The organism is Vibrio maritimus (assembly GCF_021441885.1).
GTDB classification, from domain to species: Bacteria; Pseudomonadota; Gammaproteobacteria; order Enterobacterales; family Vibrionaceae; genus Vibrio; species Vibrio maritimus_B.
This window is the reverse complement of record NZ_CP090438.1, coordinates 3,135,395-3,154,382: the sequence shown is the minus strand read 5'-3', so window position 1 is coordinate 3,154,382 and position 18,988 is coordinate 3,135,395. Positions and strand designations below refer to the sequence as shown.

Sequence of the window (18,988 nt, the reverse complement as noted above, 5' to 3'; positions counted from 1 at the left end):
CTCATGTCCACTCTCTCTGCGATAACGCCGCCGCCGCTTAGTCTCTACATTCATATACCATGGTGTGTGCAGAAGTGCCCTTACTGTGATTTTAACTCTCATGCGCAAAAGGGTGAGATACCACAGCAGGCATACATTACTGCGCTTTTAGAAGACTTAGACGCTGATATTGCCCGCTATGAACTGGTTGATGATGAGCGTCCACTGCACTCGATCTTTATTGGTGGTGGAACGCCAAGCCTCATTGCTCCTGAGTTGATTCAGGAACTGCTAGATGGAGTAAGGCAGCGCATTCCATTTCGTGATGATATCGAAATCACCATGGAAGCGAACCCAGGGACAATCGAAGCTGCGAGGTTCAAGCGTTATCAAACTGGTGGGGTAACTCGCATTTCAATCGGAGTGCAGAGTTTTCAGCAGCAAAAGCTCGAGCGGCTGGGTCGTATTCACGGTGAAAGTGAGGCAATCAATGCTGCAAAGCTAGCGCACACCATTGGCTTAAACAGCTTTAACCTAGATTTGATGCACGGACTTCCTGAGCAGTCTGTCAGTGATGCACTGAGCGACTTGCAGCAAGCCATTGATCTAGCGCCACCTCATTTGTCTTGGTATCAGTTGACTATCGAGCCAAATACGCTTTTCTACTCAAAACCGCCAACCTTGCCTGATGATGATGATCTTTGGGATATCTATGAGCAAGGACATAAGATGCTTGAGGAAGCGGGTTATCAGCAATATGAGGTGTCGGGCTACAGTAAGCCTGATTACCAGTGTCAGCATAACCTTAACTACTGGCGATTTGGTGACTACCTTGGTATTGGTTGCGGTGCGCACGGTAAGCTGAGCTTTGATGATGGGCGAATTGTTCGTACCACCAAGGTGAAGCATCCGCGAGGGTATCTGAATATGCTGAAACCGTATTTGGATTCTGAAACTCATGTCGAAGCTGATGAAAGACCGTTTGAGTTCTTTATCAACCGACTACGTCTACTCGAAGCGTGTCCAAAATCTGAGTTCACAGAACGCACAGGTTTGCCTTTAGATGCCATACGAACCCCAATGAACTACTGCATCGAAAATGGCTACATCGATGATTTGGAGCATAGCTGGATTGTGACGGAAAAAGGAAAGCTATTTCTAAATGATGTGCTGGAGCAATTTGAACTCGAGTAGTCGTTAGGTTCGCATTACTGTAGGTAAAATAAGAAGCTGGTGGATACCAGCTTCTTTCATTTCAATACTTAGAAAATCGAGCGACCAATTCGTTCCGATAGCATCTCTAAAGCACGAGTACCGGCTAGTGAGTTGCCTGACTTATCGAGTTCTGGTGACCATACGGCAATCGTCATTTCTCCTGGGACAATTGCGATGATACCGCCGCCCACACCCGACTTACCGGGCATGCCTACTCGATACGCGAACTCGCCTGCACCATCATACAATCCACAAGTCGCCAGCAGCGCATTGAGCTGCTTGGTTTGTGTTGGTGTGATGATTTGCTTTTTGGTGTTGACCGACTGACCTTGGTTGGCAAGGTAGCTAAAGGTCTTAGCAAGGTCGACACAGCTCATTTTAAGCGCGCAGGCATGGAAGTAGTTGTTGAGTACTGGGATAACATCATTATTGAAGTTACCAAAAGAGCGCATCAGATAAGCGATAGCGGCATTTCTGTCGCTGTGCATCATCTCAGAGGCTGCAACAATCTTGTCATAGACAATATGGCTATCGCCAGATAACACGCGCACAAACTCCAATAAGCGCTGTCTAGGGGCTGACAGGCGGCTCTGCAGTAAATCCGCCACCACGATAGCGCCAGCATTGATGAATGGATTACGAGGAATACCTTGTTCCATTTCAAGCTGGATTAGCGAGTTAAAAGCTTGACCTGATGGTTCTTTGCCAACGCGTTGCCAGATTTCTTCTGGCTTATACAGCATCATAGCAAGCGTAAGGCTCAGGGCTTTCGAGATCGATTGAATAGAGAAGCTCTCTTCAGCATCGCCAGCGGTGATGACCTCACCTTCGTTGGTGTAGACCGCGATACCTAATTTGTTGCTTGGCACATTGGCAAGAGCAGGAATATAGTCCGCGACTTTGCCTTGTCCAATCAGCGGTTTTACTTCGCTTAAAATGGTAGAGAGGATCTGTTTTGTTGGTTTCATGGTTATTGTTCTCCCAACATTAGCGCTAAAAAAAGCCAACGGTAGGTTGGCTTTTCATTAATAAAGTTTCGCAGTGTGCTTACGCAGTGCGACGGTACTTGATATCCCAAACACCGTGACCTAGACGGTGACCACGAGCTTCGAATTTAGTCAGTGGACGCTCTTCTGGGCGTGGTACGAAATCACCATCGGTAGCAATGTTTTCAAAGCCAGGAGCTTCGTTCATCACCTCTACCATGTGCTCAGCGTAGTTCTCCCAGTCTGTTGCCATGTGGAAAATACCAGATTCAGGGAGCAGTTTAGTTCTTACCATTTCTGCAAAATCTAGCTGAACAATACGGCGCTTGTGGTGACGCTTTTTGTGCCATGGGTCTGGGAAGAACAGTTGCAGCGTGCTTAGGCTGCCTTCAGGGATCATGTTAGCGAACACTTCAACCGCATCGTGACACATTACACGTAGGTTAGTGACACCTGCATCACGTGCAGAAGACAAACAAGCACCAACGCCTGGGCTGTGTACTTCAATACCAATGAAGTTCTTTTCTGGTGCGTTCTTTGCCATTTCAACCAATGAAGCGCCCATACCGAAACCGATCTCTAGAACAACAGGGTTGTTGTTGCCAAACACCTGTTCCCAGTCGAGTAGTGACTCTTGATAATCAATACCCATCGTTGGCCAGCACGCTTCCATCGCCGCCTCTTGGCCTTTTGTTAGACGTCCTTCGCGACGAACAAAACTGCGAACTTTGCGAATCAGTTTGCCATCTTCAGTGTATTCGTTAGTAGTCACTTCACTCATTGGTTTAGCCTGTTCATTCAATAATCAGAGCGGGAATTATCCAAAGAATTTGCCATCAAGCAAGCATTATTGGATCAGAAATTCACGCGGTTTTACTTCTGTTACTAAGTGTGGTGCAATTTCCGGCAAATTATAAGAGAGAAGAGAAACATTGTGACGCCTTTTGCACGCTCAATATTAGACTGGTACGACAAATTTGGTCGTAAACAGTTGCCGTGGCAGCAAGACAAAACCGCTTATAAGGTGTGGCTGTCTGAGATCATGCTTCAGCAAACCCAAGTCGCGACCGTAATACCGTACTACGAGCGCTTTCTAGAACATTTCCCAACAGTTGAATCCTTAGCGAACGCGCCACAAGATGAGGTATTGCACCTCTGGACGGGCCTTGGCTACTACGCAAGAGCACGCAACCTTCATAAAGCCGCCAAAGTGGTCGTAGAACAATATGGGGGTGAATTTCCATTAACCTTAGAAGAGATGAATGCATTGCCGGGTGTTGGTCGCTCAACCGCCGCTGCAGTGCTGTCCTCGGTTCATAAATTGCCACATGCGATTCTTGATGGGAACGTCAAGCGCACCTTGGCTCGCAGTTTTGCAGTGGAAGGCTGGCCTGGGCAGAAAAAAGTAGAGAACCAGTTGTGGGAGATTGCTGAGCAGCATACGCCTAAAGTTGATACTGATAAGTATAATCAGGCCATGATGGATATGGGGGCGATGGTCTGCACGCGGAGCAAACCTAAGTGCACACTGTGTCCTATTGAGTCATTGTGTACGGCGAACAGGCAAGGAAATCCCCTCGACTATCCAGGCAAAAAGCCTAAGAAACAAAAGCCAGAGAAAGAGACCTGGTTTGTGATTGTTAAGCACAACCAAGAGCTGTGGCTTGCCCAGCGCCCGCAGACGGGGATTTGGGGTGGGCTGTTTTGTTTTCCTGAAAGCCCGACAGCGGATATTGAGCCGGTACTTGAAGGGTTAGGCATTCGTGAAGCCATGGTAGCCTCAAAAGACGTTGAGATAGCGTTTAGGCATACCTTTAGTCATTATCACTTGGATATCACCCCAATCGTCGTGACGCTGAACCAGCTTCCGACAATGATGATGGAAGAGTCTAAAGGTCTTTGGTATAACATTACCCAACCAGAAAAGGTGGGGCTGGCTGCACCAGTGAAGCAGCTGATTGACACCTTACAACGACATTAATTGAGGATAACATTATGAGCCGTATGGTTTTTTGTGCTCGTCTACAGAAAGATGCTGAAGGCCTAGACTTTCAACTGTACCCAGGAGAGCTGGGTAAGCGTATCTTCGATAATATTTCTAAAGAAGCGTGGGCGGAGTGGCAATCTAAGCAGACGATGCTGATCAATGAAAAGAAGCTGAATATGATGGATCCTGAACATCGTAAGCTGCTTGAAGCTGAGATGGTTAACTTCTTGTTTGAAGGAAAAGACGTCATTATCGACGGCTACACGCCACCATCTGAGTAATTGACCAAGGAATGAATCAAGCACCACCTTACGGGTGGTGTTTTTAAATGGTATCTATGAAGAAGTTAATCTATTTTTTAACGCCGCTGCTATTGCTCGGTTGTAGCCGTGAGTTCATCGAAAAGATCTATGATGTGAACTACGAACCAACTAACCGCTTTGCTAAGAATTTGGCTCAACTGCCAGGCCAGTACGTTAAAGATGTTGCTGCACTGGATGCGCTTATCAGCAGCTTTAACGGCAACATCGAGAAGCGTTGGGGTAGCCGCGAGATTAAGGTTGCAGGCAAGAGTAACTACGTTAAATACATAGATAACTATTTGAGCCGTGCTGAGGTTAACTTCAGCAAAGGTTTGATTACCATAGAGACCGTATCACCGACAGAGCCTGAAAAGCACCTCAAAACAGCGATCGTGACGACGCTGCTTACACCAGATGATCCATCGAGTGTAGATTTGTTCTCATCAAAAGGGATTACGCTCGAAGGTCAGCCATTTTTGTACAATCAGGTTGTCGACCAAGAGAAGAAGCCGATTCAATGGACTTGGCGTGCCAATCGCTTTGCTGACTATCTGATCGCGAACAAGCTCAAGACTAAGAATGTTGATTACAAGAAGGCATATTACGTCGAGATCCCTATGGTTGCTGACCACTTTCAGCAGCGAAGTTACCAATATTCAGATATCGTTCGCCGCGCATCAAAGCGTTACGATATTCCAGAAGATCTGATTTACGCCATTATCAAAACCGAGAGTAGTTTCAACCCGTATGCTGTGAGCTGGGCGAATGCCTATGGCTTGATGCAGGTGGTGCCGAAGACGGCAGGGCGAGATGTGTTTAAGCTCGTGAAGAATAAACCGGGCGAACCAACCCCAGAGTACTTGTTTAATCCAGAGCAGAATATCGATACCGGCACGGCTTACTTTTACATTCTAAAAAACCGTTACCTTCGAGATGTGCGTCACCCACTGTCACTTGAATACAGCATGATATCGGCGTACAACGGTGGCACAGGTGGCGTATTGAATACATTCCATCGTACAGACCGAAAACGGGCGATGAATGATCTCAATTCACTCCAGCCTAATCAGGTTTATTGGGCACTGACTAAAAAGCACCCAAATGCTGAAGCTCGTCGTTATCTAGAGAAAGTGACTAAATTCAAAAAAGATTTTAATGCTGGAAAAGGCTAATTTTGCCAAATTTGCCTAAAACAAATACGATCCGCTGAAAAATGCAGCGCTTGAACGCTTTTTTAAAGTTTTTTTCAAAAAAGCGTTGACGGGAGGACCGAAAATCCGTTTAATAGCGCCCCGTTGCCCGGATAGCTCAGTCGGTAGAGCAGAGGATTGAAAATCCTCGTGTCGGTGGTTCGATTCCGCCTCCGGGCACCACAATTTAGATTGTTGGTGTTGTTAACAGAAACACGAGCAATAACAAATAAAGTGTCGCCGACTTAGCTCAGTAGGTAGAGCAACTGACTTGTAATCAGTAGGTCACCAGTTCGATTCCGGTAGTCGGCACCATTTATTTGCCTCGATAGCTCAGTTGGTAGAGCAGCGGATTGAAAATCCGCGTGTCGGTGGTTCGACTCCGCCTCGAGGCACCATTATTTAGTGTAAAGCTGATAATGGTCTTACGACCTAGCTTACACAAATAATTCCCCCTTAGTTCAGTTGGTAGAACGGCGGACTGTTAATCCGTATGTCGCAGGTTCGAGTCCCGCAGGGGGAGCCACTTTAAAGAAGGCCGTATCGAAAGATGCGGCCTTTTTGCATTTAATGCTCCCAAGCTTTATAAGCTTGATGTCGCAGAGCTAGCCGCCCGCGTACGAGTCCCGCAGGGGGAGCCACTTTAAAAAAGGCCGTATCGAAAGATACGGCCTTTTTGCATTTGATGCTCCCAAGCTTTGCAAGCTTGATGTCGCAGAGCTAGCCGCCCGCGTACGAGGCCCGAAGGGGGAGCCACTTTAAAGAAAGCCGCATCGAAAGATGCGGCTTTTTTGCATTTTAAATTTCCCAAACTTTTAGTCCATTCTGTAAAGCAATAAAAAAGCCCCGCAAATTCTGCGAGGCTATTTAGAGTCACTTTGCTGCTAATCCTGCTGAGCTTTTATCTCGCCATCAGGCTGCGTTTCTTTCTGCATCTCTTTCTCAGCTAACTTGGCTTTCTCAATCATAGGGGTAATGGTTGAACCTTGAATCAAGATGGAGAACACCACAACCGAGTAGGTCATGACCATGATGATCTCTTTAACGTCGATGAGCTTATCCTCAATCACCCAGATACCGGACGGGATAGAGAGTGCCATTGCCAGCGCAAGACCGCCGCGTAAGCCACCCCACGTTAAAATACGCACCGACCAAGGGTTATAGCGGCGATAGCGCTTAAAGCCCACGTAGGCCAGCGCTACACTCAAATAACGCGCACAAAGTACAAGCGGTATTGAAACGGCCATCATGATCCAGTCTTCTTGATGGAATTGGAATAGCAGCATCGACATACCGATGAGTAGGAACAGCACACCATTTAAGAATTCGTCTACAAGCTCCCAGAAGTGGTCGAGGTGTTCCTCTGACTGTTTTGAAAAGCCAATGTAACGTGTCCAGTTGCCAATCATAATGCCGGAAACGACCATAGATAATGGTCCAGATACATGTAGGAACTCTGCAAACGCATAGCCTGCGGTTGGTATACCTATCGTTAGTAGCAGCTCCATTGAGTGATCGTCTGTAGAGCTAATCAGATAGTGGAATACCAGACCTAGAACAAAGCCATAAACAATCCCGCCAATGGCTTCTTGTAAGAACAGCATAGTCACGCTGCCTACCGTTGGTGCCTCTGTGCCGAATGCAATCGTAAACAGGGTGACAAAGATAACCAGACCAAAACCATCGTTAAATAGGGATTCTCCTTCTACTTGCGTTGATACACGTTGTGGCGCATCCAACTTTTTAACGATCGCAAGAACGGCGATAGGGTCGGTAGGAGAGATCAAGGCGCCGAATAGCAAGCAGTAGATAAGATCAAATTGAAGGCCAATCAGTAAACAGAAGCCATACAGCACAAACCCGATAAAGAAGGTAGAGAATAGCGTCGCGCCTAAGGCGAGGACGGTAATTTCCCATTTTTGATCTTTAAGGTGGGGCAGTTTGATACCCAAACCACCGGCAAACAGCAGGAAGCCGAGGATCCCTTGGAGTAGGAAGTCTTCAAAATCGATATCAGCGACGGTTTCGGTCGCGAGTTCGGTTAACTGAAACCAATCATTTTGGCCTGCGATTAAGATGAGCAGTGATAGCATCATAGCGCCGGCAGTAATTGCAATGGTGGTTTGCATCTTACCTATCTTGCTATTTATTAGAGCAATTAACATGGCTGCTGCGGACAAAAAGCATAAAGTCTGATAGACGGACATCACTTCACCTAGATATGTAAATAAATGTTAATGAGATTTTGTTCTTCTCACCTGTGAATATCAATCACTATTTGTGAATTTATTCTTCGCACCTATAGATTAGGGCGAGTTACGCGATGTTGTTGTTTTTTATTCACTCAGTCGAGTGAGTAGACAACGAACAACTTGTTTCTGTTCCGAGAGTCCGATAATTTGAGGGGATAACAAATCAGTAAAGATTTTTTAGACGTCTAGATTTCTAAAAAATCTGTGATACGATGACAGCATTAGCAAGGAATGAGGCAGTATCGTGGGAAGCAGTAAGTACGTTGAAGGCAAGAAAGCTCTTAGCAAAAAAACTCAGATAGAAAATCAGCTCAAGCAGCGTATTCTTTTGATCGATGGTGGTATGGGCACCATGATCCAAGGATACAAACTTGAGGAAGAGGACTATCGCGGCGAGCGTTTTGCAGATTGGCAGTGTGATCTTAAAGGCAACAATGACCTTTTAGTATTAACTCAGCCAGACCTGATCAAAGAGATCCATAGCGCCTACCTAGAAGCGGGTGCGGACATTCTTGAAACTAACACCTTCAACGCCACCACGATCGCCATGGCTGACTACGAGATGGAATCACTGAGTGAGGAAATCAACTACGAAGCCGCTAGACTTGCCAGAATTGCTGCCGATGAGTGGACAGCTAAAACGCCAGAGCGACCTCGCTACGTTGCCGGTGTTCTTGGTCCAACCAACCGTACGTGTTCTATCTCCCCAGACGTAAATGATCCGGGCTACCGTAATGTTAGCTTTGATGAGCTGGTGGAAGCATACTCTGAATCCACTCGTGCGCTGATTCGCGGCGGCAGTGACCTAATCCTTATTGAAACCATTTTCGATACGCTGAATGCCAAAGCCTGTTCGTTCGCGGTTGAATCCGTGTTTGAAGAGCTAGGTATCGAGCTTCCAGTGATGATCTCAGGCACCATTACCGATGCGTCTGGTCGTACCCTTTCAGGGCAAACTACCGAAGCTTTCTACAACGCATTGCGCCACGTGAAGCCACTCTCTTTCGGCCTCAACTGTGCTCTCGGACCTGATGAGTTAAGACAATATGTTGAAGAGATGTCTCGCATCTCCGAAGGTTTTGTCTCTGCGCACCCGAATGCTGGTCTACCGAATGCCTTTGGTGAGTACGACCTTTCTCCTGAAGACATGGCTGAGCACATCGGTGAATGGGCACGAAGCGGCTTCCTAAACCTAGTGGGTGGCTGTTGTGGTACTACGCCTGAACACATTCGCCAGATGGCACAGGCTGTCGAGGGTGTGACTCCTCGTCCATTGCCTGAACTCCCTGTCGCTTGTCGGCTATCTGGTCTAGAGCCTCTTACCATCGAGAAGGAATCGCTATTCATTAACGTTGGTGAGCGTACCAACGTGACAGGTTCTGCTCGCTTTAAGCGCCTTATCAAAGAAGAGCTTTATGATGAAGCGCTAGAAGTGGCTCGTCAGCAAGTTGAAAATGGTGCGCAGATCATCGATATCAACATGGATGAGGGCATGCTAGATGCCGAAGCCTGTATGGTTCGATTCCTAAATCTGTGTGCCTCTGAGCCTGAGATCTCCAAAGTACCTATCATGGTGGATTCCTCAAAATGGGAAGTCATCGAAGCGGGCCTTAAGTGTATCCAAGGTAAGGGCATTGTTAACTCCATCTCGCTAAAAGAAGGCAAAGAGAAGTTTGTCGAGCAAGCGAAGCTGATCCGCCGTTATGGTGCAGCCGTTATCGTGATGGCGTTTGACGAAGTGGGTCAGGCGGAAACTCGCGAGCGTAAACTAGAAATCTGTACCAATGCTTATCGTATTCTTGTTGATGAAGTTGGCTTCCCACCAGAAGACATCATCTTTGACCCGAATATCTTCGCGGTAGCGACGGGTATTGAAGAGCACAACAACTATGCGGTCGACTTTATTGAGGCGGTAGCAGACATTAAGCGTGACCTGCCGCATGCGATGATCTCTGGTGGCGTATCGAATGTTTCGTTCTCGTTCCGTGGTAACAACTATGTTCGTGAAGCGATTCATGCGGTGTTCCTTTACCACTGTTTCAAGAACGGTATGGACATGGGTATTGTTAACGCCGGTCAGCTTGAGATCTACGATAACGTTCCAGACAAACTGCGTGAAGCGGTAGAAGATGTGGTACTCAACCGTCGTGAAGATGGTACTGAGCGACTATTGGACATTGCTGCTGAATACGCTAACAAAGGTGTTGGTAAAGAAGATGATGCCAGTGCACTAGAGTGGCGTACATGGCCAGTAGAGAAGCGTTTAGAGCATGCGCTTGTGAAAGGTATCACCGAGTTCATCGTCGAGGATACCGAAGAAGCGCGCGTCAATGCCTCAAAACCTCTCGAGGTGATTGAAGGTCCTTTAATGGATGGCATGAACGTGGTCGGTGACCTATTTGGTGAAGGTAAGATGTTCCTTCCTCAGGTAGTAAAATCGGCGCGTGTGATGAAGCAGGCCGTGGCGCACCTTGAACCATTTATCAATGCGTCTAAGCAAGCGGGCTCGAGCAACGGTAAGATTCTTCTTGCGACTGTTAAAGGTGATGTGCACGACATCGGTAAGAATATCGTTGGCGTGGTTTTGCAGTGTAACAACTACGAGATCATCGACCTTGGCGTCATGGTGCCTTGCGAAAAGATCCTTAAAGTTGCTAAAGAAGAGAACGTCGACATCATTGGTCTGTCAGGCCTTATTACGCCATCACTTGATGAAATGGTTCACGTCGCCAAAGAGATGGAGCGTCAAGGCTTCGACCTGCCGCTATTGATTGGCGGCGCGACGACATCCAAAGCACATACCGCGGTTAAGATTGAGCAGAACTACAGCGAGCCTGTGGTTTATGTCAACAACGCATCACGTGCAGTGGGTGTGTGTACTTCGCTACTTTCTAGCGAACTAAAACCTGCGTTTGTTGAGAAGCTAGATATTGATTACGAGCGTGTTCGTGATCAGCATAACCGCAAGAAACCACGCACTAAGCCAGTCACATTGGAAAAAGCGCGTGAAAACAAGGTAGATATCGACTGGCAGAATTACACGCCGCCAAAACCGGCTAAGCCAGGCGTGCACGTGTTTGAAGATTTCGATGTTGCGACACTGCGTAATTACATCGACTGGACACCATTCTTTATGACGTGGTCGCTGGTGGGCAAGTACCCAGTCATTCTAGAACACGAAGAAGTAGGTGAAGAGGCGAAGCGTTTGTACAAAGACGCTAACGACCTACTCGATCGCGTTGAACGAGAAGGGTTGCTAAAAGCCGCGGGCATGTGTGCATTGTTCCCTGCTGCTTCTGTGGGTGACGACATCGAAGTTTATACCGATGAAACACGCAGTGAAGTTCGCACTGTCCTTCATAACCTTCGCCAGCAAACTGAAAAACCAAAAGGCTTTAACTACTGTCTATCGGACTACATTGCACCGAAGGAGAGTGGCAAGCAAGATTGGATTGGTGCCTTCGCGGTAACCGGTGGCATTGGCGAACGAGAACTTGCCGATGAATACAAGGCGCAAGGTGATGATTACAATGCCATCATGATCCAAGCGGTAGCTGACCGATTGGCTGAAGCTTTTGCTGAGTACCTGCACGAGAAAGTGCGTAAAGAAATCTGGGGCTACTCTGCGGATGAAGCATTGTCGAACGACGATCTTATCCGTGAGAAATACCAAGGTATTCGCCCTGCACCTGGCTATCCAGCGTGTCCAGAGCACACAGAGAAAGGCTCGCTTTGGGAGATGCTTAATGTCGAAGAGACGATTGGTATGTCGCTAACTACTAGCTATGCGATGTGGCCGGGCGCGTCGGTATCGGGTTGGTACTTCTCGCACCCTGACTCTCGTTACTTTGCTATTGCTCAGATTCAGCAAGACCAAGTTGATAGCTACGCAGACCGAAAAGGTTGGAGCTTGGAAGAAGCCGAAAAGTGGCTTGGTCCTAACATCAACTAGTCATAGATTAGAACGCAAAACGGCACCGAAAGGTGCCGTTTTTTCTTGGGTATTTAATTCTGATTAGCGCTTTGTTTTTGGAAAAACCTTCACCATCTTAATGCGGTTTTCCTCAAGCTCTACTATTTCCATCGGATGGTCGGCGACCTGCACGCTTAGGTGGCTTTCAGGGATGTCTTCTAAGTACTCTAGAATCAAACCGTTTAAGGTGCGCGGACCGTCAGTCGGCAACGTCCATTTCAGCCCTTTGTTGATGTCTCGAATGTTAGCACTGCCCTCAATAAGGAAACTGCCATCGCCTTGAGGCGTAATTTCGTCAGACAGAGTAGGCGCCATTGAGGTGGTAAACTCGCCCACGATCTCTTCTAGAATATCTTCGAGAGTCACGAGCCCATTGATATCACCATACTCATCAACGATAAGACCGATACGCTCTTTATTGCGTTGGAACTTAAGCATCTGCACGTTGAGAGGTGTCCCTTCAGGGATGAAGTAAACTTCGTCTGCACTTCGCAGCAGGGTCTCTTTTGTGAACTCGTTTTTCTCAAGCATCAGACGATATGATTCACGTAGTCTCAACATGCCAACGACTTCATCGATTTGATCTCGATACAGCACCACTCTGCCATGAGGCGAGTGCGTTAGCTGACGAACAATCGATTTCCAGTCATCGTTGATATTGATGCCGGTGATCTCGTTACGTGGAATCATGATGTCGTTTACGGTCACGTGCTCAAGGTCGAGAATCGAAATCAACATATCTTGGTGGCGGCGAGGGATCAGCGAGCCCGCTTCGTTTACCACTGTCCGCAGCTCTTCTGAACTCAAGTGATCTTCATCGTTATGGTCGACACGAAGTCCAAGCAGGCGGATAAAACCGTTGGTAATGAAGTTGACCAGGATAACGAGAGGCGAGAGCAGCTTCATCAAGATGGTGAGCACGATACTACTCATAAACGACACGCGTTCAGGATAAAGAGCGGCGAGCGTTTTTGGCGTTACTTCTGCGAACACCAATATAATCATAGTCAGTGCACCTGTCGCGATCGCGACACCGAGGTCACCGAACAAACGCAGACCAAGTACCGTAGCGATTGCAGACGCCAGTATATTAACTAGGTTATTACCGATAAGGATCAGGCCGATGAGTCGGTCGGGGCGGCTAAGCAGTTTCTCAACACGCTTTGCACCTTTATGGCCTGTTTTGGATAAGTGTTTAAGTCTGTATCGGTTCAAAGACATCATCCCTGTCTCTGAGCCCGAGAAATAGCCGGAAATTACAATTAGACCTGCAAGGATTGCAAATAAAATACCGGTCGAAATGTCGTCCAATGCCCTAGAATTCCTTTAGTTAATAGCTGGTTAATTTATGAACTACTTAAACCTTATTGTCAACGCGCCTTTGGTCGTAGAGCGTTGATGAAGTCGCCTAGTTCAAGATGATCTCTCTTACAAAGCGGCTGCCAAAGTAAGCGAGTGTGAGAAGTGTGGCCCCAGCAACTGCAAACCAAGTGACTTTTTTGCCGCGCCAGCCCTTTTGATAGTGACCCCATAGAAGCACGGTGTAGATAACCCACGCCATAAACGACAACACACCTTTGTGAGCTTTTCCTTGTGCAAACATATCCTGTACAAATACAAAACCTGTGACCAAGGTAGCGGTTAATAGCCCAGTACCAATCAAGATGATCTTGAAAAGTTGTCTTTCCACCATCATTAATGGAGGAAGGTTAGGGTTGATGGTGAGCGCTTTCTTATTCTTCAGTTTGTGATCCAGCCAAGCTAGTTGAATGGCATAGAGTGCGCCAATCGATAGCGTTGAGTATGAGAAAAGCGCTAGCGAGATATGAATCAGTAGCTTTGGGTTGTGCTCTAGATGAGTGATGAAAGCCGTTGGTACAAAGGTCGCTGCTGATAAGTTGATTGCAGCAAAGCTATAGACAACAGGAAGCAAAAACCAAATACGTGTTTTCACCATAGCCACGCTCATAAATAGCGAGATGATGAAGCTAATTAAAGAAGCGACATTCAGAATACTGAGGTTTTGACCTGCACCACTAAAGATGAGATCGCTGAGTAACACCGCGTGAAAAGTCAGCGCTAAAACAGCACTAACCAGAACAGTTTTCGTACGGATCCCGACCTGATTGACCAAGCCTGGGATGATTGTTGCGATGGCCAAGCTATAAAGAATAGCGGCCGCAATTGCGATTAAACTGTCCATTTTTCCTAAAAAATCGATTGCTTAGAGCCCGAATTATACCCTGCATCGTCCTATTGGGCTACGCCAGATGTAAAAACTATTGACTCGTATTTGATCTTGTTAGATATGACTCTCACTGCTGGCTAAGGTATACTCACTGCAATTGATCGCCAGTTTGAAGCGAAGAGAAAGAAATGTTTGAGAATTTAACGGATCGTCTATCCAAAACGCTGAAGAATATCAGCGGTAAAGGTCGTCTGACCGAAGACAACATCAAAGACACGCTGCGCGAAGTCCGCATGGCGCTACTTGAGGCGGACGTTGCTCTGCCCGTTGTTCGTGAGTTTATCAAAGGTGTTAAAGAGCGCGCTGTTGGTGTTGAGGTGTCTAAATCACTCACGCCAGGTCAGGAGTTCATCAAGATTGTTCAAGCTGAGCTTGAGCAAGTTATGGGTGAATCGAACGAAGCGCTTGATCTTGCTGCGCAGCCGCCAGCTGTCATTCTTATGGCGGGTCTACAAGGTGCAGGTAAAACCACCAGTGTGGGCAAGCTCTCTAAGCTTCTAAATGAGCGCGAGAAAAAGAAAGTACTGGTTGTGTCTGCCGACGTATACCGTCCAGCGGCAATCAAGCAGCTTGAAACACTAGCCGGTGATGTGGGTGTGGACTTCTTCCCATCGACAGCCGATCAAAAGCCAATCGATATTGCTAATGCTGCTATCGACCACGCTAAGAAGAAATTCTACGATGTATTGATTGTCGATACCGCAGGTCGCCTAGCGGTTGACCACGAAATGATGGATGAAATCCAGCAGCTTCATACAGCAATCAACCCAGTTGAAACCCTGTTCGTGGTTGACGCTATGACAGGTCAAGATGCGGCGAACACGGCGAAAGCCTTCGGTGATGCACTGCCACTAACCGGTGTGATCCTGACTAAGGTGGATGGTGATGCACGTGGTGGTGCGGCGCTTTCCGTTCGCCATATCACAGGTAAACCAATCAAGTTCTTGGGTGTAGGTGAGAAGACCGACGCTCTAGAACCTTTCCACCCAGACCGTGTGGCCTCACGTATCCTTGGTATGGGTGACGTTCTTTCTCTTATCGAAGACCTTCAGCGTAATGTCGATACTGAGAAAGCTGAGAAGATGGCGAAGAAGTTCAAGGAGAAGAAAGGCTTTGACCTTGAAGACTTCCGCGAACAGCTTGGTCAGATGCAGAACATGGGCGGCATGATGGGCATGATGGATAAACTTCCAGGCATGTCAAACCTGCCAGACAACGTCAAAGATAAAGTTGACGACAAGATGTTCAAGCAGATGGAAGCCATCATTAACTCGATGACCATGAAAGAACGTCAGCGTCCTGAGCTTATCAAAGGCTCTCGCAAAAAACGTATCGCGGCAGGTTCTGGTACTCAGGTACAAGATGTGAACCGCCTGCTTAAGCAATTCACCCAAATGCAGAAGATGATGAAGAAGATGCAGAAAGGTGGCATGCGCGGCATGATGCGTAATATGCAGGGCATGATGGGTGGCATGGGCGGTATGGGCGGCGGTGGCAATCCGTTTGGCCGATAATCTCGCAATTCGCGAAGGGTAACAGAGCGACTGAAAGCAACTCATTGATCTTTCAAACTGTTACCCAGCTCACATCTTCACCAGAGCCCAAAAACTGGTGAAAAAATAGCTAAACCCCTTGCAATGCCTCGGAATAAGAGTAAAATTCCGAGGCTTTATTTTGGCACGAGACCTCAGGTTGCTCATTTGAGAAACATTTCTGAGGTCATTTTTATTATTGAGAAAGCAAAGAGGACGATATGGTTACCATTCGTTTGGCACGTCACGGCGCTAAGAAGCGTCCATTCTATCAAATCGTAGTAGCGGACAGCCGCAATGCAGCAACTGGCCGTTTCATCGAGAAAGTGGGTTTCTTTAACCCAACTGCTAAAGGTCAAGAAGAAGGTCTACGTCTAGACCTTGAGCGCGTTAACCACTGGGTTGGTCAAGGCGCAACAGTTTCTGACCGCGTTGCTAAGCTAGTTAAAGACGCTCAAAAAGCGGCTTAATTCTAGTTAAGTAAGCAGTATGTCGTCGATGAAAGGTAAAGACACAATGAGCAATCAAGACGAAAGAATTGTTGTAGGTAAATTTGGTTCTACTTACGGCATTCGCGGATGGCTTAAGGTGTTTACCTACACAGACAATCCTGAAAGTATTTTCGATTACAGCCCTTGGTATATTAACCAAAAGGGTGAATGGGTAGAGTACAAAGTTGAAAGTTGGAAGCGCCATAACAAAGGTATGGTGTGTAAGCTAGAAGGTCTTGAGGTTCGTGAAGAAGCTCACCTACTGACCAACTTCGAGATTGCAATCGACCCAGCTGTGCTACCAGAGCTGTCAGAAGATGAATTCTACTGGCGCGAATTGTTCGGTATGAAAGTAGTGACCACGAAAGGTTATGACCTAGGGGAAGTAACTGACATCATGGAAACTGGTTCGAACGATGTTTTGGTTGTGAAAGCAAATCTGAAAGATGCTTTTGGGCAAAAGGAACGGTTGGTACCGTACCTTGAAGAGCAAGTGATCAAGAAAGTTGATCGCGAAGCTCAACGGATCGAAGTTGACTGGGATCCTGGATTCTAATTCATTTTTAGTAACTCAATAGAGCGAGAGAACAGATGTGGGTTGGCGTAATTAGCCTTTTTCCAGACATGTTCCGCAGCGTTACTGATTATGGAGTAACAGGTCAAGCGGTTAAAAAAGGTCTACTGTCGATTGAGACATGGAATCCTCGTGATTTCACTCACGACAAACATCGCACTGTCGATGATAGACCTTACGGTGGTGGTCCTGGTATGTTGATGATGGTTCAGCCATTGCGCGATGCCATTCACGCAGCCAAACAGGCATCACCGGGTAAGACGAAAGTCATTTACCTTTCTCCTCAAGGTCGTAAGCTCGATCAGACTGGGGTAGAAGAACTAGCGAAAAACGACAACCTTGTGTTGATTTGTGGACGCTACGAAGGGGTAGATGAGCGCATCATCCAAACTGAGGTTGACGAAGAATGGTCAATCGGAGATTTTGTGATGACAGGTGGGGAAATCCCAGCCATGACGCTAATCGACTCAGTCTCACGGTTTGTTCCGGGAGTACTAGGCGATTTTGCTTCAGCAGAAGAAGATTCTTTTGCAAATGGCTTACTAGATTGTCCACACTATACGCGCCCTGAAGTTCTAGACGATTTAGAGGTACCAAGTGTCCTCAAGTCTGGCAACCACAAGGACATTCGTCGCTGGCGACTACAGCAGTCGTTAGGCCGTACTTGGCTAAGAAGACCGGAGCTCCTGGAAAACCTAGCTCTGACTGACGAACAGGAACAATTACTTGCCGAGTTCATTAAAGAAACTCGAAATAACAGCAAGTAACCTATTTAATTTAGTATCAGTTTATTCTAGGAATTTAAGAACATGAGTAACATCATCAAGGCTCTTGAAGAAGAGCAAATGAAATCAGACCTACCTAAATTTGCACCAGGTGACACTGTTGTAGTTCAGGTTAAAGTAAAAGAAGGTGACCGTGAGCGTCTACAGGCTTACGAAGGCGTTGTAATCGCTATCCGTAACCGTGGTCTTCACTCTGCTTTCACTGTTCGTAAGATCTCGAACGGCGAAGGTGTTGAGCGTACGTTCCAAACTCACTCTCCAATGGTTGATAGCATCGAAGTTAAACGCCGTGGTGCAGTACGTCGTGCCAAGCTGTACTACCTACGTGAGCGTTCTGGTAAGTCTGCTCGTATCAAAGAGAAACTTGCTAAGAAGTAATGCTATTTTACTAGCGTTCTCAAATATTAAGCGGAGTCCTCGGACTCCGCTTTTTTTATGTCTGCAAATGGTAGATAAAAAAAGAGCCTCCAGTGGAGGCTCTGCATGCTAGTAATTGTCTTCTGACCAGCCATCGCTGTCTGACATGTCTGGTGCGCCCGGAATGGTGTTCTCTTCATCCGCCCACTCACCAAAATCAATCATTTGGCACTGCTTAGAGCAGAATGGACGAAACGGGCTTTCTTCACCCCATACCACGTCTTTTTGACATTGTGGGCACGGGACAACGGTTGGTTTACTCATAATGGTTCCTGAGTGCGGCTATTAGGTAAAGCTGAACTAGCTACAAACCGCTAATTCAAATTCGATATCGTTAGGGTAGGCTTGCCCCGACTCAAAGGCAATAAACTTCACTGAAAAACGGTTTTTATGCCCAGATACCATTGGATACACGCCATAGTGCATGGGAATATTGAGTCGCAATATATTGGCTTCTTCGGCATCACTTTGGAAAAATCCAGCGCGTGCAATCTGTGGTTTAAAGCGACCTGTTTCGCGCGTTAGTTTGAGCCACATGTGTAGGGCATCCATTAATGGCTTGAGTGAACTTAGCCATTTTTCCGCATCGTGCATTCGCTTATCGAGCGGTAGGTGCAACCAGTAGTGCAAAGTCGGAAGATCAAAGCAGCATGAACCACCAGGCAACCCAAATCGTTGGCGAATGGTGCTTAAGAATCGGTCCTCTTTGAAAGATTGTCCAAATCGTTCAGCTGCCATCAACTCGCGATGGACACCATCGAGGTCACGAAGAATAGAGCCCAGCATCTCTTGATCAACATCATCGACATTCAGCCAAGCACGGTAGGTTTGTCTCTGCTTCTCAAGATCTTTCGCCAACTCACTTTTTAGCTGGATCTGTTCGAAGATCTCCAATAAATCAAATATGGATTTGAAGAAGATTTGGTGCTGGTTGCTATCTGAAAAAGACGAGGAATGTTGTAGCTGTCTCAGTAGAGATTCAACTCTTAGGTAAATTCTTGTTTTTTCATTAAGAGGGTGTTCGAATCTATTTGTGATCATCTGCTAGCCTTTAAAC

The 18,988-nt window shown here is 46.9% G+C and carries 17 protein-coding genes and 4 tRNA genes; 14 read left to right on the top strand and 7 right to left on the bottom strand.

Annotated elements, in window-relative coordinates; genetic code table 11:
- Positions 1–3 precede the first annotated feature (3 nt).
- Positions 4–1,173, top strand: a complete 1,170-nt coding sequence (hemW, locus tag LY387_RS14325) for a radical SAM family heme chaperone HemW (protein WP_234494587.1) — start codon at positions 4–6, stop codon at positions 1,171–1,173.
- 68 nt (positions 1,174–1,241) lie between these two features.
- On the opposite strand, the gene glsB is transcribed toward hemW, so the two are convergent.
- Both glsB and trmB read right to left on the bottom strand, forming a co-directional pair.
- Entirely contained in the window at positions 1,242–2,162 is a 921-nt protein-coding gene (glsB, locus tag LY387_RS14320) for a glutaminase B (protein WP_042475829.1), read from the bottom strand.
- A 79-nt stretch (positions 2,163–2,241) separates the two neighbouring features.
- Positions 2,242–2,961 (bottom strand): tRNA (guanosine(46)-N7)-methyltransferase TrmB, encoded by a 720-nt coding sequence (gene trmB, locus LY387_RS14315; RefSeq protein WP_234494586.1) that lies wholly within the window; start codon positions 2,959–2,961, stop codon positions 2,242–2,244.
- A 108-nt stretch (positions 2,962–3,069) separates the two neighbouring features.
- Between trmB and mutY the strand changes: the two genes are divergently transcribed.
- The 7 genes from mutY to LY387_RS14280 all read left to right on the top strand — a co-directional run bounded on the left by mutY (position 3,070) and on the right by LY387_RS14280 (position 6,185).
- A complete protein-coding gene (gene mutY / locus LY387_RS14310) occupies positions 3,070–4,161 on the top strand; it encodes an A/G-specific adenine glycosylase (protein WP_419153411.1) in 1,092 nt (363 codons plus the stop codon).
- A 14-nt stretch (positions 4,162–4,175) separates the two neighbouring features.
- Positions 4,176–4,448, top strand: coding sequence for an oxidative damage protection protein (locus tag LY387_RS14305; protein WP_042475836.1), 273 nt, complete (start codon positions 4,176–4,178; stop codon positions 4,446–4,448).
- A gap of 56 nt (positions 4,449–4,504) precedes the next feature.
- Positions 4,505–5,641 carry a membrane-bound lytic murein transglycosylase MltC gene (gene mltC, locus LY387_RS14300; RefSeq protein ID WP_042476109.1) on the top strand — a complete coding sequence of 379 codons (1,137 nt, stop codon included), beginning with the start codon at positions 4,505–4,507 and terminating at the stop codon, positions 5,639–5,641.
- Between the two features lie 125 nt (positions 5,642–5,766).
- Positions 5,767–5,842 (top strand) — tRNA-Phe (locus tag LY387_RS14295).
- Positions 5,843–5,898: 56 nt separating this feature from the next.
- Positions 5,899–5,974 (top strand) — tRNA-Thr (locus LY387_RS14290).
- 7 nt (positions 5,975–5,981) lie between these two features.
- A tRNA-Phe gene (locus LY387_RS14285) sits at positions 5,982–6,057 on the top strand.
- A gap of 52 nt (positions 6,058–6,109) precedes the next feature.
- A tRNA-Asn gene (locus tag LY387_RS14280) sits at positions 6,110–6,185 on the top strand.
- A gap of 358 nt (positions 6,186–6,543) precedes the next feature.
- On the opposite strand, the gene LY387_RS14275 is transcribed toward LY387_RS14280, so the two are convergent.
- Positions 6,544–7,866: a cation:proton antiporter gene (locus tag LY387_RS14275; protein WP_234494584.1), complete on the bottom strand. Its 1,323-nt coding sequence runs from the start codon at positions 7,864–7,866 to the stop codon at positions 6,544–6,546.
- Positions 7,867–8,209: 343 nt separating this feature from the next.
- Between LY387_RS14275 and metH the strand changes: the two genes are divergently transcribed.
- On the top strand, positions 8,210–11,863 hold the full coding sequence (metH, locus tag LY387_RS14270; RefSeq protein ID WP_419153451.1) for a methionine synthase: 3,654 nt from the start codon (positions 8,210–8,212) through the stop codon (positions 11,861–11,863).
- A 63-nt stretch (positions 11,864–11,926) separates the two neighbouring features.
- On the opposite strand, the gene LY387_RS14265 is transcribed toward metH, so the two are convergent.
- Positions 11,927–13,195 carry an HlyC/CorC family transporter gene (locus LY387_RS14265; protein ID WP_042475840.1) on the bottom strand — a complete coding sequence of 423 codons (1,269 nt, stop codon included), beginning with the start codon at positions 13,193–13,195 and terminating at the stop codon, positions 11,927–11,929.
- A 97-nt stretch (positions 13,196–13,292) separates the two neighbouring features.
- Positions 13,293–14,087, bottom strand: a complete 795-nt coding sequence (locus tag LY387_RS14260; protein WP_128647936.1) for a cytochrome C assembly family protein — start codon at positions 14,085–14,087, stop codon at positions 13,293–13,295.
- 173 nt (positions 14,088–14,260) lie between these two features.
- Between LY387_RS14260 and ffh the strand changes: the two genes are divergently transcribed.
- The 5 genes from ffh (at position 14,261) to rplS (ending at position 17,892) form a co-directional block, all read left to right on the top strand.
- On the top strand, positions 14,261–15,646 hold the full coding sequence (gene ffh / locus LY387_RS14255; RefSeq protein WP_042475848.1) for a signal recognition particle protein: 1,386 nt from the start codon (positions 14,261–14,263) through the stop codon (positions 15,644–15,646).
- A gap of 239 nt (positions 15,647–15,885) precedes the next feature.
- Positions 15,886–16,134, top strand: coding sequence for a 30S ribosomal protein S16 (rpsP, locus tag LY387_RS14250; RefSeq protein WP_042475851.1), 249 nt, complete (start codon positions 15,886–15,888; stop codon positions 16,132–16,134).
- A gap of 46 nt (positions 16,135–16,180) precedes the next feature.
- On the top strand, positions 16,181–16,711 hold the full coding sequence (gene rimM / locus LY387_RS14245; protein ID WP_042476112.1) for a ribosome maturation factor RimM: 531 nt from the start codon (positions 16,181–16,183) through the stop codon (positions 16,709–16,711).
- Between the two features lie 35 nt (positions 16,712–16,746).
- Entirely contained in the window at positions 16,747–17,496 is a 750-nt protein-coding gene (trmD, locus tag LY387_RS14240) for a tRNA (guanosine(37)-N1)-methyltransferase TrmD (protein ID WP_234494581.1), read from the top strand.
- 42 nt (positions 17,497–17,538) lie between these two features.
- On the top strand, positions 17,539–17,892 hold the full coding sequence (rplS, locus tag LY387_RS14235) for a 50S ribosomal protein L19 (protein WP_112478814.1): 354 nt from the start codon (positions 17,539–17,541) through the stop codon (positions 17,890–17,892).
- A gap of 108 nt (positions 17,893–18,000) precedes the next feature.
- Here the strand turns inward: rplS and yacG are convergent, their stop codons facing one another.
- Complete coding sequence (gene yacG, locus LY387_RS14230; protein WP_042475855.1) at positions 18,001–18,195, bottom strand: DNA gyrase inhibitor YacG; 195 nt, start codon at positions 18,193–18,195, stop codon at positions 18,001–18,003.
- A gap of 36 nt (positions 18,196–18,231) precedes the next feature.
- Positions 18,232–18,972, bottom strand: a complete 741-nt coding sequence (zapD, locus tag LY387_RS14225; protein WP_234494579.1) for a cell division protein ZapD — start codon at positions 18,970–18,972, stop codon at positions 18,232–18,234.
- Positions 18,973–18,988: the final 16 nt, after the last annotated feature.

Coding starts and splice junctions, on each gene's coding strand:
- hemW (WP_234494587.1), top strand. CDS start 4: ATGTCCACTCTCTCTGCGATAACGCCGCCGCCGCTTAGTCTCTACATT.
- yacG (WP_042475855.1), bottom strand. CDS start 18,195: ATGAGTAAACCAACCGTTGTCCCGTGCCCACAATGTCAAAAAGACGTG.
- rplS (WP_112478814.1), top strand. CDS start 17,539: ATGAGTAACATCATCAAGGCTCTTGAAGAAGAGCAAATGAAATCAGAC.
- LY387_RS14275 (WP_234494584.1), bottom strand. CDS start 7,866: ATGTCCGTCTATCAGACTTTATGCTTTTTGTCCGCAGCAGCCATGTTA.
- rpsP (WP_042475851.1), top strand. CDS start 15,886: ATGGTTACCATTCGTTTGGCACGTCACGGCGCTAAGAAGCGTCCATTC.
- LY387_RS14260 (WP_128647936.1), bottom strand. CDS start 14,087: ATGGACAGTTTAATCGCAATTGCGGCCGCTATTCTTTATAGCTTGGCC.
- trmD (WP_234494581.1), top strand. CDS start 16,747: ATGTGGGTTGGCGTAATTAGCCTTTTTCCAGACATGTTCCGCAGCGTT.
- glsB (WP_042475829.1), bottom strand. CDS start 2,162: ATGAAACCAACAAAACAGATCCTCTCTACCATTTTAAGCGAAGTAAAA.
- ffh (WP_042475848.1), top strand. CDS start 14,261: ATGTTTGAGAATTTAACGGATCGTCTATCCAAAACGCTGAAGAATATC.
- rimM (WP_042476112.1), top strand. CDS start 16,181: ATGAGCAATCAAGACGAAAGAATTGTTGTAGGTAAATTTGGTTCTACT.
- zapD (WP_234494579.1), bottom strand. CDS start 18,972: ATGATCACAAATAGATTCGAACACCCTCTTAATGAAAAAACAAGAATT.
- LY387_RS14305 (WP_042475836.1), top strand. CDS start 4,176: ATGAGCCGTATGGTTTTTTGTGCTCGTCTACAGAAAGATGCTGAAGGC.
- trmB (WP_234494586.1), bottom strand. CDS start 2,961: ATGAGTGAAGTGACTACTAACGAATACACTGAAGATGGCAAACTGATT.
- mltC (WP_042476109.1), top strand. CDS start 4,505: ATGAAGAAGTTAATCTATTTTTTAACGCCGCTGCTATTGCTCGGTTGT.